At 35.6% G+C, this 16,454-nt stretch carries 7 protein-coding genes; 5 read left to right on the forward strand and 2 right to left on the reverse strand.

Going from position 1 to position 16,454, the window contains the following annotated elements:
- Positions 1–25: 25 nt before the first annotated feature.
- Positions 26–1,003 (reverse strand): M23 family metallopeptidase, encoded by a 978-nt coding sequence (locus OGZ34_RS09670; RefSeq protein ID WP_173964660.1) that lies wholly within the window; start codon positions 1,001–1,003, stop codon positions 26–28.
- Between the two features lie 266 nt (positions 1,004–1,269).
- Here OGZ34_RS09670 and alaS point away from each other — a divergent pair, with 266 nt between their 5' ends.
- Entirely contained in the window at positions 1,270–3,900 is a 2,631-nt protein-coding gene (gene alaS, locus OGZ34_RS09675; protein ID WP_263362894.1) for an alanine--tRNA ligase, read from the forward strand.
- A 352-nt stretch (positions 3,901–4,252) separates the two neighbouring features.
- Here alaS and OGZ34_RS09680 read toward each other — a convergent pair whose 3' ends face one another.
- A complete protein-coding gene (locus OGZ34_RS09680; protein ID WP_173964662.1) occupies positions 4,253–5,998 on the reverse strand; it encodes an ABC transporter ATP-binding protein in 1,746 nt (581 codons plus the stop codon).
- A gap of 379 nt (positions 5,999–6,377) precedes the next feature.
- Here OGZ34_RS09680 and OGZ34_RS09685 point away from each other — a divergent pair, with 379 nt between their 5' ends.
- The 4 genes from OGZ34_RS09685 (at position 6,378) to tamL (ending at position 16,339) form a co-directional block, all read left to right on the forward strand.
- Entirely contained in the window at positions 6,378–7,136 is a 759-nt protein-coding gene (locus tag OGZ34_RS09685) for a hypothetical protein (RefSeq protein ID WP_173964663.1), read from the forward strand.
- 623 nt (positions 7,137–7,759) lie between these two features.
- Positions 7,760–8,716 carry a GSCFA domain-containing protein gene (locus OGZ34_RS09690; protein ID WP_263362895.1) on the forward strand — a complete coding sequence of 319 codons (957 nt, stop codon included), beginning with the start codon at positions 7,760–7,762 and terminating at the stop codon, positions 8,714–8,716.
- A 230-nt stretch (positions 8,717–8,946) separates the two neighbouring features.
- Positions 8,947–14,037 carry a translocation/assembly module TamB domain-containing protein gene (locus OGZ34_RS09695; protein WP_263362896.1) on the forward strand — a complete coding sequence of 1,697 codons (5,091 nt, stop codon included), beginning with the start codon at positions 8,947–8,949 and terminating at the stop codon, positions 14,035–14,037.
- Entirely contained in the window at positions 14,021–16,339 is a 2,319-nt protein-coding gene (tamL, locus tag OGZ34_RS09700) for a translocation and assembly module lipoprotein TamL (protein WP_263362897.1), read from the forward strand. Before OGZ34_RS09695 ends, tamL begins: the two co-directional genes overlap by 17 nt.
- Positions 16,340–16,454 lie beyond the last annotated feature (115 nt).

Raw genomic sequence — 16,454 nt, forward strand, 5'->3', positions numbered from 1 at the left:
TCCAAAAATACTACTTTTTGCAGTATTAATCTAATGACTGATTTTCCTGGTTCGCCATTTGTGAAATGGCTACATATTCTACTGCCGAAATATTACCGTAATAGAAGTTTAGCGGATTTACGACTTTCCCGTCTTTGTGTACTTCATAGTGGCAATGTGGTCCTTCAGATCTTCCTGTGCTTCCCACATATCCAATAACGTCGCCTCGTTTTACGCGTTGGCCTGGTCTGCAATTGTATTTGCTTAAATGCGCATACAGACTTTCGTAGCCAAAACCATGCCTGATGACCACATGATTTCCAAATCCTGAAGCCGAATTATCAGCCCGATCTACAACACCATCCCCTGTGGCATAAACTGGAGAACCCGTTTTAGCGGTGAAATCCATTCCGTTATGCATTTTTCGAACTTTTGTAAATGGATCGGTTCTATATCCAAAACCCGAAGCCATACGTATTAAATTCTCGTTTCGTACAGGCTGAATTGCCGGAATCGCGAGTAATAAGTTGCCTTTTGTACTTGCCAGCTTTAGAATTTCATCTAAAGACTTGGACTGAATGGCCAACTCTTTAGAGAGACGGTCGATTCGTTTTGTGGTGTTTAAAACCAACTGAGAATTATTGTAACCTTCTAAATCTTTGTATTTTCGATAATCTCTAAAACCTGCTTTTCGAAGAGAATCCGGAATTTCGGCTTTATTGAAATAAACTCTGTATATGTTATTGTCTCTATTTTCTAATGCTTCCGCTACAGCATCGATCTCATCCATTTTTCTGTTCAAAATGGCATATTGTAATTTCAGGTTTTCAATTTCGCGTGCCTGTAAACGATCTTTTGGTGTTTCGAAGTAAGGAGTATTGATTAAAAGGATAAAAACTAAAAAGCCAAACAATGCCGAAGCCAATAAAAATAGTAAAGCATAACCAATTTTAGCCCTTTTTCGGGTCTTTATTTTCGTATAAGCCAGATTTTCTGAGTCGTAATAATATTTTACTTTCGCCATATTTTAAAATACCCTATTTTTGCAGCTTGTAAAATAAGTTAGTCGAACAAATTTAATAAATGTTTCATGATGTTCGAAGCTTTTTTTCAAGAATAGAACAATTAGATAATGTGTCAATTTGATAATTAGATAATGCCTTAAATGCGAAATTTATTGTTTTGAACTTTAATTTTTGTGCTAAAAAGAGGTAAGTATCACATTTTCAGATTTACATATTTTTTAATTAATTATCACATTTTCAAATTGACACATTTTCTAATTTTAATATGAAATCACAAGACGTACGTAAACAATTTTTAGATTTTTTTGAGAGTAAAGGACACACCATTGTGCCATCAGCTCCTATTGTACTTAAAGATGACCCAACCTTAATGTTTAACAACTCGGGAATGGCCCAGTTTAAAGAATATTTCTTAGGAAACGGAACTCCAAAAAGTCCGAGAATTGCCGATACGCAAAAATGTCTTCGTGTTTCCGGAAAACATAACGATCTTGAAGAAGTAGGTATCGATACCTATCACCACACCATGTTTGAGATGTTAGGAAACTGGTCTTTTGGAGATTATTTCAAAAAAGAAGCAATCAACTGGGCTTGGGAATTACTGACAGAAGTATATAAAATTCCAAAAGAGAACCTTTATGTTTCGGTTTTTGAAGGAAGTAAAGAGGATAATGTTCCGTTTGATCAGGAAGCTTGGGATATCTGGAAAGAATTAATCGATGAAGATCGAATTATTCTTGGAAATAAAAAAGACAATTTCTGGGAAATGGGAGATCAGGGGCCATGCGGACCTTGTTCTGAAATTCACGTTGATTTACGTACTCCGGAAGAGAAAGCAGCAGTTTCTGGTAAAAGTTTAGTAAACAACGATCATCCACAAGTAGTTGAAATCTGGAATAATGTATTCATGGAATTCAACCGTAAGGCTGATGGTTCGTTAGAGAAACTTCCGGCACAACACGTTGATACCGGAATGGGATTTGAGCGTTTGTGTATGGCGTTACAAGGAAAAACATCGAATTATGATACCGATGTTTTCATGCCTTTAATTAGAGAAATTGAAACGATCACCGGAGCAAAATATACCGTTAAAGCATCAAATGAAGCGGAGGAAAAAGTAAATATTGCGATTCGTGTAATTGCAGACCACGTTCGTGCGGTAGCCTTTGCTATTGCTGATGGACAGTTACCGTCTAACACGGGTGCTGGTTATGTGATTCGTCGAATTTTGCGTCGTGCCATTCGTTACGGATTTACTTTCCTAAATATAAAAGAAGCTTTTATCTATAAATTGGTAGAAACTTTGAGTGAACAAATGGGAGATTCTTTCCCGGAAATCAGAACTCAAAAAGCACTTTGTTCGAATGTGATTCGTGAAGAAGAAAACTCTTTTTTACGTACGCTTGATCAGGGATTAGTACTTTTAGATGCTGTGATTTTAAACAATTCAGGAGACACTATTGATGGTAAAAAAGCTTTTGAATTGTATGATACTTATGGTTTTCCTATTGATTTAACTGCTTTAATTCTTTCTGAAAAGGGGTTGAAATTAGATGAAAAAGGATTTCAGGAGCAACTGCAATTGCAAAAAGAACGTTCCCGTGCAGCTTCAAAAGTAACTGCCGGTGACTGGAATGTTCTTGTAGAAGATGATATTCAGGAATTTGTAGGGTATGACAGATTATCGCATCAGGTGAAAATCACAAAGTACCGCAGAGTAGATAGTGTAAAAGATGGTGAAATTTATCAGTTAGTTTTCAATGCAACTCCGTTTTATGGAGAAAGCGGAGGACAAACCGGAGATAAAGGATATTTGGAGTCTCAAAATGGCGATATCGTTTACATTATCGATACTAAAAAAGAGAACAACCAAACCATACATTTGGCAAAATCGTTACCTGAAAATTTAACAGGAACTTTTAATGCTGTTGTTGATGCTAATCAAAGAGCAAAAACATCGTCAAATCACTCGGCTACGCATTTATTGCACCAGGGATTGCGCAAAATATTAGGAACGCATATTGAGCAAAAAGGATCTATGGTTCGAAATGCTTCTTTGCGTTTTGACTTTTCTCACTTCTCAAAAGTATCTGATGAGGAATTGAAAGAAGTAGAGAATTTTGTGAATGCAAGAATTCGCGAGAGTTTGCCTTTAATTGAAAAAAGAGCAATTTCGAAAGATCAGGCTCTTGAAGAAGGAGCAATTGCTTTGTTTGGAGAGAAATATGGAGATTTGGTTCGTATGATTAAGTTTGGAGATTCTGTCGAATTATGCGGTGGAACTCACGTAGCAAATACTTCAGATATCTGGCATTTTAAAATTATTTCGGAAGGAGCTGTAGCAGCAGGAATCAGAAGAATTGAAGCAATCACCAGCGAAGCTGCAAAAGACTATTTTGAGTCTCAATTGCTTTCTTATGATGAAATTAAAGAGACTTTGAAAAATGCTCAGGATCCTGTAAAAGCGATCCAGTCTTTACAGGAAGAAAACATTCAGTTGAAAAAACAACTGGAAGTACTATTGAAAGATAAAGCCAAAAACATGAAAGGTGATTTGGCTAAAGAATTGCAAGAAATCAATGGCGTTCAATTCTTAGCAAAACAAGTAGATTTAAATCCGGAAGGAGCAAAAGATTTGGCTTATGAATTGGGGAATTCTTATAATAATCTGTTTGTAGTTTTCGCAACTGCACAGGAAGGAAAACCAATGTTAACTTGCTACATTTCTAAAGAAATTGTAGCAGAGAAAAACCTAAACGCAGGACAAGTAGTTCGTGAATTAGGAAAATACATCCAGGGAGGAGGAGGAGGACAGCCTTTCTTCGCTACTGCAGGAGGTAAAAATGTTGACGGAATTGGCGAGGCGCTGGCTAAAGCGATTGATTTCGTGAAGTAGTTTTTTTTAAGGAGCTAAGGGACTAAGAATCTAAGTTTCTAAGCTTTTGAAATATTATAACAAATCCGACAGATTAAAGCCTGTCGGATTTTGTATTTAATGCAAATTCAATAGCGTCCAGCTTTAGCTGGATGTTTCTTGAAGTTAAAAAGAAAAGGGCTTTAGCCAAACGTAACAGTTTGGCTAAAGCCCTTTGTTTTAATTTATTTTTATCATCCAGCTGAAGCAGGATGCTATTGAAAAAAATAGATTAGATCCTCGTTGTAGAGATTTCAATTTCGCAGAAATAACAAATAGTACGTTTCGGGAATGTTAAAAAAAAACTCAGAATCTTAGTACCTTAGCCCCTTAACTATTTTCTTTCCCCAATTTGCTGGCGCCACATAGCGTAATACAATCCTTTTTCGAAAATTAGATCCTCATGTTTTCCCTGTTCGATGATTTTTCCTTGTTCCAATACAAAAATTTTATCCGCATGCATTACAGTTGATAAACGGTGCGCAATTAAAACCGTGATTCTGTTTTTGTCTGATATATTACGAATGGTAGTGTTGATTTCTTCTTCGGTAATAGAATCTAAAGCAGAAGTGGCTTCATCAAAAATCAATAAATTCGGATTTCTTAAAATAGCACGGGCAATTGATAAACGTTGTTTTTCCCCACCGGAAACTTTGATTCCACCTTCACCGATTGTGGTGTTTAAACCGTCTTCGGCACGCTGTAGAAGTTTCTCACAGCTTGCTCTTTTTAAAGCATCGTATAAATCTTCATCGGTTGCGTTGGGTCTTACGAATAATAAATTCTCCCGAATTGTTCCGGAGAACAGTTGTGCATCCTGAGTAACGAATCCTAATTGTTTTCTTAAATCCAGCAAATCAATTTCTGCCGAATCAATATTATTATAAAATACATGACCTTCAGCGGGCGTGTACAAACCAACTAATAACTTTACTAAAGTAGTTTTTCCTGACCCCGAAGGCCCCACAAAAGCAACGGTCTCACCTTGTTTGATATCGAAATTAATATTTTCTACTGCTTTAAATTTGGCTGTTTTGTGCTGGAAACTCACATTAGAGAAAAGCAATGATTGAATTGCTCCAACATGTTTAGGGTTCTTTGGACGAAATTCTTTTGGAGCACTGAGTAAAGTTTTGAAATTTTCCATTGAAACCTTTGTTTCATTAAGTGCAATAATAAAATTCCCTAATTCTTGTAAAGGCCCAAAAATAAAGAAGGTAAAAAATACCATTGTCAATAAATCACCTACAATAATTTTATTTCCAAATAAGAAATAATACAATGTAAAAACAACGCAAGTTCTTAAAAAATGAACCGTTGTACCCTGTATAAAACTCAAACTTCTGATAAAACGGATTTTTTCAAGTTCGAGTTGCAGGATTTTAAAGGTGTTCAGGTTTAGACGTTTTTCTTCCTGGTATGTTAGTCCAAGACTTTTTACCAATTCAATGTTTCTTAAACTTTCGGTTGTAGAACCAGCCAAAGCATTAGTTTGATTTACGATTTTTTTAGAAACAATTTTTATCTTTTTGCCTAGGTATGAACTTACCAACGCAATAATTGGAGCCGTAACCAAAAAGATGATCGAAATACGATAATCGATTCGGGCCACATAAACAATCACGAATACAAAACCAATAACAGTCTGAAAGATTAAAGAGATTGATAGTGTAATTAACTTCTCAGAATCAGAACGTACTTTGGTTAGTTTGCTCAACGTTTCACCGCTTCGCTGATCTTCAAATTCTGCAAACGGCAGATCGAGCGATTTTTTGATTCCATCCGTGTACATTTGCGCTCCGGTGCGCTGAATCACGACATTCGTAAAATAGTCCTGAAAGTTTTTGGTAATTCTGGAGACCATCGCAGCACCAAGAGAAAGACCAAGCCAGAACGACAGTGATTTTATAAAACCTATTTCATTGCCTGCGTATTTGTGAAGTCCAACACCACAATCCTGCATTAATTTACCGGTAATGATAGAGTCTGATAAGCTGAAACAGATGTTAATAGAAGCCATAATCAAAGCAAAAAGCAAAAGCATTTTGTGTTTGATTATATAAGAATATAATAATTTCATAGGTGAATTTGAATTTGTGGAAGATGCAAAAGTAATGAATTGTTTAACGCTGTTAAGTTGCTTTTTGTTATTAAAAATGTAAATTTTTTTTACAGCTGAAATGACGAGTGTTTTTTTAATTCTGAATGTTTTAATTTTTCAGGAAACCTCTTTTTTAACACGGGGAAAATATGAAAAACTAAGAAAAAAGCTAGGTGTTTATAGTGTGTTTTACTTTTTTATTAAATTATATTACTAATAGTTTTTATATAGGTTGCTTGTTATTAGTAAATTGATAGAAGTGCTTAAGAATACTATGCTTTTTAATGTGGAATCCCGTAAGGCTTTAAATTTTGGTTATATTATTTTCGCGCCAAATAACAAAAATAATCAAATCAAAATGAAAAAAATTTTATGCCTTTTTAGTGCTTTAGCTATGGTACTGGTTTCTTCTTGTTCTAGTGATGATGTTGCAGATGCATCCTCTTCATTAAAACCATCGAAAATAGCTTATTCGTACGCCGATCCAAAAGAGAATTATTTTTCGGAGGTGAAGTACAATGGTAACAAATTGGTAAGTGAAACAGATAATGATGGTACTATTCTTAAGTTTTCATATGTAGGTGATTTAATTTCAAAAATAGAAGAATTCAAATCAGATAACGTACTTGTAACGACTACTGAGTATATCTATTCTGCAGGAAAGGTGGCTTCTGTAACTGTGAAAGATGCAGGTGCAACTAAATATTACAAAACGAAATACACTCAAAATGGAGACGGTACTGTTTCTTTTGAAGGGTTTTATGTAAACGCCGCAACAGGAGCTGAAGAAGAAGGTGGAAAGGTTGGAAAGTATACTTTTAAAGACGGTAACTTAGTTAAATCTGAAAGTTCTTATTATGGCAAGGCAAATACTACCTACACTTACGAGTATGATTCAAAAAAGACCTCTAATGCTAATGTTGCAGGGATTAAACTTTTACTAGATGCGGAAGAAGGTACTTCTGTTAACAATGTTGTTAAAATAACAGGAACTTCAGCTACTTCATCTTATGTAAGTACTTTCTCTTATGTTTACAACGATAGTAATTTTCCAACAGAGAAAAAACATTTTGGAAACGATGGTAAGTTAACTGAGACAACTCAATTGACATACTAAAAGCAAAATTGCATTTTATATGAAAAGCCAAATACAAGAGTATTTGGCTTTTTTTATCGTCCGAAATGGGTAAAATTCGTGTTCAAATTAAACGCCATGTAATTCAGAACCCAGATTTTATTTTTTTTTAAAATATGCGAGCAATAAGTAAATACAAGAAAATGGCTAAGTATTTATACTGTTTTTTGTTTTTTAATTACTTTTTTTTAAAGTGTTTTTTAGTATATGTTGTTCGTTGTCAGTTGTTTATGTTTGTTTTGAGTTGAGTTCTGTGTTTTAGATGTGGAATCCCGTAAGGTTTTGATTTTTAGGAGTATTACGTTTGTAATGCTGAAAATATTTTAGGATTTGATAAAATTTCTTCTGTGGATGGAGAAGGAACCAGAGTTTTTCACAATGAAATTTCAGATACTTCAGGAAAGACTGTATGGTCTACCTAATAGTTACGCGTATAATGCAGCCGGATATCCTGAAAAAGCATCGATAATGTTGAAGGATTAAAATATACATCTGAATGTTTCTATTAATAGAAAGTTTAAAATTTGGGGGCGAAAAGTCGGAGGCATTTTGTTTTCGGCTTTTTTGTTTGTGAAAAAAAACCGAAATTTACACAAAACAACTTCATGCAATTCAGAACCCAAATACCGATTTCTAAGACCAATAATCCAATAGATTATAATTCGAAAGTATTGGCAATAGGTTCTTGCTTTGCAGAGAATATGGCAGAGAAATTTGATTACTTCAAGTTTCAAAACGCTACAAATCCGTTTGGGATTATCTTTAATCCGGTTTCAATTGAGAAGATAATCGAGCGAATAGTAAAGCAGGAAGCGTACACCGAAAAAGATGTTTTTTTTCATAACGAACGTTGGCACAGTTATGAAGTACACTCTGATTTGAGCAATTCAGATCGACAGGAATTACTCGAGACTTTGAATAAAGCAATTTCAGAAACCAATAAAAAATTAAAAGAAGCCACACATATTATCATTACTTACGGAACTTCCTGGATTTATCGAAATTTAGAAAGTGATGAAATCGTGGCCAATTGCCATAAAGTACCTCAAAAACAATTTACAAAAGAACTGTTATCAGTTGATTTGATTTCGGAAAGCATTCAAAGCACAATTAATTTGATTCAGACTTTAAATCCGGATATCAATTTTATCTTTACTGTTTCTCCTGTCCGACACATAAAAGATGGTTTTGCCGAAAATCAATTGAGTAAGTCGCATTTATTTGCCGGACTTCATCATAATCTGCAATCTAAAAGCAACAATCAACAATTAGGATATTTCCCGTCTTATGAAATTATGATGGACGAACTTAGGGATTATCGTTTTTATGCCGAAGATATGCTGCACCCCAATGCTGTGGCAATTGATTATATCTGGCAGCGATTCAGCGAAAATTATATCGCCGAAAATAGTATTTCGACTCTGAAGGAAGTAGATGAAATTCAGAAGAGTCTGCGTCATCGAAGCTTCAATCCGGAGTCTGAACAACATCGGAAATTCTTAGCCAAACTACAGCAAAAAATAAAGGCAATAGAAGACAAATGGAGGCATATTAACTTTTAAATACCATACTTTGTGTGACGCTGCGTCATTCCGGGAGTATTTCTAAAATTCTCTTTTTTGTTTGCACTTTCGCGTTTTCATGATAATATAAAAGTAAGAAAATAATTATTTGCCCCTAAATTTTAGAATAATTGCTGGTAATTGTGTAAATTGTTAAAGTTTAAAATTTTCAAATTTGTAACTACAGTTTTGTCTGAATTAAACTTAATTTAAATGTGTTTTATTGACGTATGAATAAGAAATCCATTCATTTTCTAAAAAAAACACTTCGTGTACTGCTTTGGTGCATGGCTTCTGTAATTACGCTTTTATTGCTTCTTATTATTTTAATTCAGGTTCCGTCGGTACAGAATTTTGTAAAAGATAAGGCGATTACCTATCTGCATAAAAAGATAAAAACAAAAGTATCCCTTGAACACATTTCGATAGAATTTCCAAAAGATATTGTTTTAGAAGGTTTTTACTTTGAAGATCAAAAAAAGGATACACTGTTAAGCGGGAAACGTTTAGAGCTGGATGTTGATTTGTTTAAACTGATTAACAGCGAACTGGAAATTAATTCCGTTTCGCTGCAAAACACAACGGCCCGCATTTCGAGAGATAGAAAGGGCGTTTTTAATTTTGATTATATTATCAAAGCATTCGAATCTAAAGATCCAAAAGCGGAAGATCCAAATGCCAAACCTTTTAAAATTTCGGTTATAAAAGTAAATCTTGACAATGTCAGGTTTGATTTTAAAGATGATTTTTCGAAAAATGACATTCGCGTAAAACTCACACATTTTGATACCAAATTCAAAGAATTCGATCTGGGTAAAATGAGTTTCAATATTCCGAATATTGATTTAAACGGATTAAAAGTGGTTTTGAATCAGGATGTGGTGGAGAAGATTGCAGAAGCATCGGTACAAACTGTTGATACCATTTCGAAAAGAACAGATTTCAATTTGAAATTAGGAAAGATCAGATTCGCAAAAATTGATATTGCGTATGACAACAAAGACTCCAAATTAGATTCGGGAATCAAACTGGATGAGTTGAATTTATCGGTAAACAAAATTGATCTGAACCGCCAGTTATTGGATTTTGATGCTTTCGAACTAAAAAATCTAAAAGGGAATTTACGACTGGGCGCAAAAGACAAAAAAGTTCAGACACCTGATTTAGATACCACAGCTATAAAACAAGCGGGCTGGAAAGTAAAACTAAACCTTATCGATATACAAAATATAGCCTTCAAATTTGATGATATGCAATCAAAACCAATTGCTAAAGGAATCGATTACAGTCACATGGATTTGGATCAGCTTAATTTTAAAGCAGAAAAATTGTATTATGGGAATGATACGATTTCAGGAAATATAAAAACGCTGACGGTAAACGACAAAAGCGGTTTACAGCTTCAGGCTCTAAAAACCAATTTCTTTTACGGTCCAAAGCATGCGTACCTGAACGATTTGTATTTAAAAACCCCGCAAACACTCTTTCAAAATAGTATTAAAGTTGCTTATCCTTCAATAGCTTCCATTTCTAAAGACTTGGGCAATCTTACTTTGGATGCCGTTTTAAACCAGTCTAAAATCGGATTTAAGGACATTTTGCTTTTTGCTCCAGATTTGCAAAAGACAAATCCGTTTAAAAGCAATCCAAATGCTGTTTTGTATCTCAACACCCGTTTGAGCGGAAAAATAAAAGATTTGGCTATTCCACAGTTCGAAATGAGCGGAATTGGAACTGCAAAAGTCTCTATTTCTGGAAAGATAAAAGGCCTGCCTGATGCGCAAAAGGCAGATTATGATTTAGACATCAAAAAGTTTTCCAGTACCTCCAAAGACATTTATTCGTTTGTGCCAGACGGGACGATTCCGAAAAACATTCAGTTGCCCGCTCAGTTAAATTTACAAGGAAAGTTCAAAGGTTCAGTTCAGAATTTTAAAACCAATCTGGTTTTGAGCAGCAGTTTCGGTAAGGCAAAAGTAGATGCTTTGTTCGATCAGCGGTTGAAGAAAAAAGAAAAATATGATGCGACCGTTTATTTACTGGATTTTGATTTGGGAAGATTGATTAAAAACGATTCAATAGGAAGAATTACGCTTAAGGCAAAAGTAAAAGGCAAAGGTTTGGACCCCAAAACGGCTCAGGCAGAATTTGAAGGATTGGTTCAGAAAGCAGTTTTTAATAAATATACCTATAAAGATTTGGCTTTAAAAGGGCATATTGCCAATGGTTCTTTTGCTGTAAATTCAGGAATGAAAGACCCGAATCTGAATTTTGATCTGATCGCCAGCGGAGATACTAAAGACAAATACCCTACCATTCAGTTAAAATTAAACCTGGATATTGCCGATCTCGAAAAATTAAACCTGCACGCCGGCCCAATGAAACTGCGCGGAAATGTCGACGCCGATATTGCCAATAGTAATCCTGATTTTTTAAACGGAAAAGTATTTCTTTCGAACATTCAGATTGCACAGGAGGCAGAACCTATCATTCTCGATTCAATTCGGTTAATTGCCTTTGCCGATCAAAATCGAAACAACATCAAAGTATCTTCTCAGTTTTTAAACGCCGAAATCGATGGTAAATACAAACTGACAACCTTAACAGCAGCACTGAAAAAAACAGCATCAAAATACATTGATTTAAAAAATCCAAAAGAAAAGGGAGAATCCGATGAGCAACGTTTGGCTTTTACAATAAAGGTGGATAACGATCCTATTTTACAAAAACTACTTCCAGAATTAAAAGGTTTAGAGCCGATTACCCTAACAGGAAAATACAACAATGTAACCGATTCTCTCGAAATCAATGGAAGTATTCCGAGAATTGTATATGCAGACAATACCATTGCCGATGGGAAAATTAATATTGAAGCCAAAGAGAATGCTTTAGAATACAAGGTTTCGTTTGGTACGATTGAAAGCGGATCTTTAAAAATTCCGTTTACAAGTTTGTCCGGAAAAATTGAAAACAATATTCTCGATTATGCATTGGAAGTAAAAGATGTCAAAGAAAAACAGCAATATTTTATTGCTGGAGATTTAAAGCATGACGGTTCAAAAAACAGCCTCAGGATTGATGCTCAGAATTTTATTTTGAACTATGATAAATGGAATATAGATCCGGAAAATGTGATGGAGTTTGGAGGTAAAAGATTGTATGTCAATAAATTTAATTTAGAAAATTCAGGTAACGAATTAAGGATTCAATCGCAGGGAGATCAGGATAATGCTCCATTACAGGTTGATTTTGTGAATTTTAAAATAGAGACGATTATGAACATCGTCAAAAAAGATCAGTTGTTAATGCAAGGGTTAATCAATGGAAATGCTCTGGTTGAAAATGTGATGACGAAACCTACTTTTACTTCGGATATCAAAATAGATCAATTTGCTTTTAAAGGAGAACCGGTTGGAAATATAGCGGTAAAAGTCGATAATAAAACAGCAAATTTACTGGCAGCCAACGTAACGCTTGACGGAGAAGGAAATGAGGTGAATCTGACCGGAAATTACAAAATAGACGATGGAAATCTGGACTTTGATTTAAATCTGAACAAACTGAACATCAAAAGCATTCAAGGCTTTAGTATGGGCAATCTAACCGAGGGAACGGGATATTTAACAGGGAATTTTAAAATTACAGGAAATGAAACTGCTCCAAAGGTAAATGGAGAACTTAACTTTAAAGAAACAGGGTTCAGAGTAACGAAGTTCAACTCCTATTTTAAAACAGTCGATGAAAAAATAACACTTCAGAACGATGTGATCACCTTTGATACCTTCACATTGCATGATGAAAATGACAATGAACTGATTGTAAACGGAACCATCAAATCGACAGATTACACTCGTTTTGACTTTGGTTTAACCGTTGTTGCAGATAATTTCAGAGCCATACATTCAAAAGAAAAAGACAATGATTTGTTTTATGGAGATCTACTGTTAGATACCAAACTAAACATCAAAGGAACACTTGAAAATCCTGTAGTTGGTGGGAATATTAAAATAAACAAAGCGACTAAGTTTACTGTGGTAATGCCGCAATCTGATCCTTCCATAGCAGATCGTGACGGAATAGTAGAGTTTGTCAATGAAGACAATCAGTATCTGAAACAAACTGCTGCCATGGAGCAAAAACTCAATCAATCAAGGTTAGTTGGTATGGATGTAAGCGTGGCTATTTCGATCGATAAGGAAGCAGAACTAACATTGGTTATCGATAAAGGAAATGGTGATTATCTGAACTTAAAAGGAGAAGCCGAACTTACCGGAGGAATCGATCCGTCAGGAAAAACAACTTTGACGGGTAAATACGAGTTTTCGGATGGGGCTTATGAGATGAATTTCAACATGATCCGACGAAAATTTGATATTCAGAAAGGAAGTTATATCATTTGGAATGGTGAGCCTACTATGGCCAATCTTAATATTACGGCGATTTATAAAGTAAACACCGCACCAATAGACTTATTGGGCAATCAATTGCCAACGGATAACCCTACGGAGCGAAACACCTATAAGCAGAAAATTCCGTTTCAGACCTTGTTGAAAATGAACGGGGAGCTTTTAAAACCTGAAATCACTTTTGATATTGTACTTCCGGAGGGTAATAATGATGTTTCTGCAAATGTGGTATCACTTACCAAAGCAAAACTCCAGCAGTTAAGACAAGAACCGGCGGAATTGAACAAACAGGTTTTTGCTCTTTTGCTCTTGAATCGCTTTATTGGTGAGAACCCATTTTCGAGCGAAAGCGGAGGAACCAGTGCAGAATCTCTGGCACGACAAAGTGTGAGCAAGATTTTGTCACAGCAATTAAACGATCTTGCCGGAGAGTTAATCACCGGAGTTCAGTTAGAATTTGATCTCGAATCAACAGACGATTATACGTCGGGAAGCAGAGAAAACAGAACCGATCTGAACGTTGGGGTTTCTAAAAAGCTGTTAAACGATCGATTAAAAGTTACAGTAGGAAGCAGTTTTGCCGTTGAAGGTCAGGAACGAGCCAACGAGCAAAGTACCAATATTGCGGGAGATGTGGCACTGGATTATCAATTAACAAAAGATGGTCGTTATATGGTTCGTGCGTATCGAAAAAATGAATATCAGGTTGCAGTTGAAGGACAGGTAGTAGAAACGGGGGTTGCCTTTATCATCACCATGAGTTATAATAAATTCCGCGAACTTTTTCATCGCAGTGCAGCCGAAAAAGAAATGATAAAAGAAGAAAAACTGCGCAAGGAAAAAAATAAACTCAAAGAGAAAGAGGAGAAGCAAAAAAAGGAAAATCAAATAGAAGGAAATGAGCAAAAAACATAGCAACAGGAGCATGAGATATATCAGATGTTTTACTGCGCTATCCTTATTTTTTGTTTTTGGATGCAGTAATACAAAGTATTTACCGGAAGGCGATTTATTATACACAGGAGGTTCTGTAACCGTAAAAGATTCTATTCTTAAAAAGAAAGAACGAAAAGAACTGGAAAACGAACTGAATGATTTGCTGCGCCCGAAACCGAACAAACAGTTTCTGGGATTGCGTCCTAAACTATGGTTTTACAATATGGCTGGAGAGCCTAAAAAGCAAAAGGGAATCCGATATTGGCTGCGCACTAAAGTAGGCGAACCTCCGGTACTTTTTAGTAAAGTCGACTTAGACTATAATGCTGCTGTTCTTCGGAATTTTACCGAAAACAGAGGCTATTTTAAAACTCGCGTAAGTGCCGATTCAACCGTTAGTGATAAAAGAGTTACAGCAGAATATACAGTAGTGCCCAAAAAGCAATACAGGATTAAAAGCGTAATTTTTCCTGATGATTCATTGGCAATGTCCAGAATAATCGGAAGATCAAGCCGAAGAAGTTTGCTGAAAGTGGGGCAGCCGTATGATTTGGATGTTATAAAAGCGGAGCGCGAACGTATAGACGCCAGACTGAAGGAGAAAGGCTATTATTATTTTAACCCCGACTATCTTTTGGCTCAGGTCGACAGTAGTAAAGGAGATCATGAAGTAAAAATTAGATTGGTCATTAAAGCAGATACGCCTCCAAAAGCACTTACAGCTTATAAGATCAATAAAGTTGTAGTTTATCCGAATTTTACCATTTCAAAAGACAGTGTGAAATACCAGTCGAAAGATGTGGTTCAGTACAAAGATTTCACTATTATTGATACGGCAAACACTTTTAAACCAAGAGTTTTTGACCGCGCTATCTACTTCAAAAAAGGCGATCTTTACAACCGTAAAGACCACAATCTGACCCTAAATCGCTTTGTGAATCTAGGAACATTCAGTTTTGTTAAGAATGAATTTAAGCCTTCTGACAGTTTACCAAATGCGCTGGATGCGTATTATTATCTAACACTTTTGCCAAAGAAATTTATTCGGGTAGAAGTTTTGGGGAAAACAAATTCAGCCAGTTATACCGGAACAGAAGTAAATCTAAACTGGAACAATAGAAACTTATTTCGTGGAGCAGAATTACTGACAGTTTCTATTTTTGGCGGTGCCGATTTTCAGCTTTCAGGAGCGAATAACGGGAGAAACATTTACAAACTTGGAACAGAAACCAGTTTGACCTGGCCAAGATTTATCGTTCCTTTTTTTCATATTGAAGGTTCCAGCGAATATGTGCCGCGAACAAAAGCAACAGTGCGCTATGAATATCAAAACCGAACACAATTGTATGCTTTAAATTCTTTTAAAACGTCTTTTGGATATCAATGGAAAGAGAATATTCGGAAAGAACATCAACTGAATATAATTGATGTGACCTATGTGAGTCCCAATCATGTGACGGCTCAATATTTAGCAGATATTAAACAAGATCCATCTTTGGAAAAAGTAATTGAAAAGCAGCTGATTTTTGGACCAACTTATACCTATACCTACACCAATACCATGCAAAAGCGTAGAAAAAATACGTTTTATTTTAGTGGTGATCTAGATTTGGCCGGAAACGTTACAGGTTTGGTGACAGGTGCTAATATTAAGAAGAATGATACCATAAAGATATTTGACGTTCCGTTTAGTCAGTTCGTAAAAATGAGAGGTGATTTCAGGCATTATTTAAAGCTGGGGAAAGAAAGTGAATTGGCCAGCAGGATTATTTTGGGAATAGGACTTCCGTACGGAAATTCGCGAGCTTTGCCAACGGCTAAACAATTTGTGGTAGGAGGAACCAATAGCATTCGGGCTTTCAGAGCCAGATCCCTCGGACCGGGAAGTTATCTCAATACACAAACGACTAATAATTTTCTTCCGGATCAGTCAGGCGATTTGAAATTGGAATTTAGTACCGAATACAGGGCAAAACTTTTTAGTATTGTTCGAGGTGCCGTATTTGTAGATGCAGGAAATGTGTGGCTGCTCAATTCAGATCCAAACAAGAAGGGCGGAGAAATTACCAAAGATTTTATGAAAGATATTGCCGTAGGAGCTGGTGCCGGACTGCGTTTTGATTTGTCTTTTCTGGTTTTAAGAACTGATTTGGCATTTCCGTTAAGAAAACCCTATTTGCCACAAGGCCAGAGATGGGTAATCGACGATATTAATTTTGGAAGCGGTCCCTGGAGAAAAGATAATCTGATTTTAAACATTGCAATTGGATATCCTTTTTAATTTTTTTTACGAATATAATTTTCATTTCGCTAACGTTCGGGTCGTGAAAAAAAACGTAGCAGAAAACGTTTAACCTCTTGAAAAAAAGAAGTAAATTGGTCTAATAAATTAATGG

The sequence above is a fragment of the Flavobacterium collinsii genome (genome assembly GCF_946903285.1).
Classification (GTDB): domain Bacteria; phylum Bacteroidota; class Bacteroidia; order Flavobacteriales; family Flavobacteriaceae; genus Flavobacterium; species Flavobacterium collinsii.

Coding starts and splice junctions, on each gene's coding strand:
- OGZ34_RS09685 (WP_173964663.1), top strand. CDS start 6,378: ATGAAAAAAATTTTATGCCTTTTTAGTGCTTTAGCTATGGTACTGGTT.
- alaS (WP_263362894.1), top strand. CDS start 1,270: ATGAAATCACAAGACGTACGTAAACAATTTTTAGATTTTTTTGAGAGT.
- OGZ34_RS09695 (WP_263362896.1), top strand. CDS start 8,947: ATGAATAAGAAATCCATTCATTTTCTAAAAAAAACACTTCGTGTACTG.
- OGZ34_RS09670 (WP_173964660.1), bottom strand. CDS start 1,003: ATGGCGAAAGTAAAATATTATTACGACTCAGAAAATCTGGCTTATACG.
- OGZ34_RS09680 (WP_173964662.1), bottom strand. CDS start 5,998: ATGAAATTATTATATTCTTATATAATCAAACACAAAATGCTTTTGCTT.
- tamL (WP_263362897.1), top strand. CDS start 14,021: ATGAGCAAAAAACATAGCAACAGGAGCATGAGATATATCAGATGTTTT.
- OGZ34_RS09690 (WP_263362895.1), top strand. CDS start 7,760: ATGCAATTCAGAACCCAAATACCGATTTCTAAGACCAATAATCCAATA.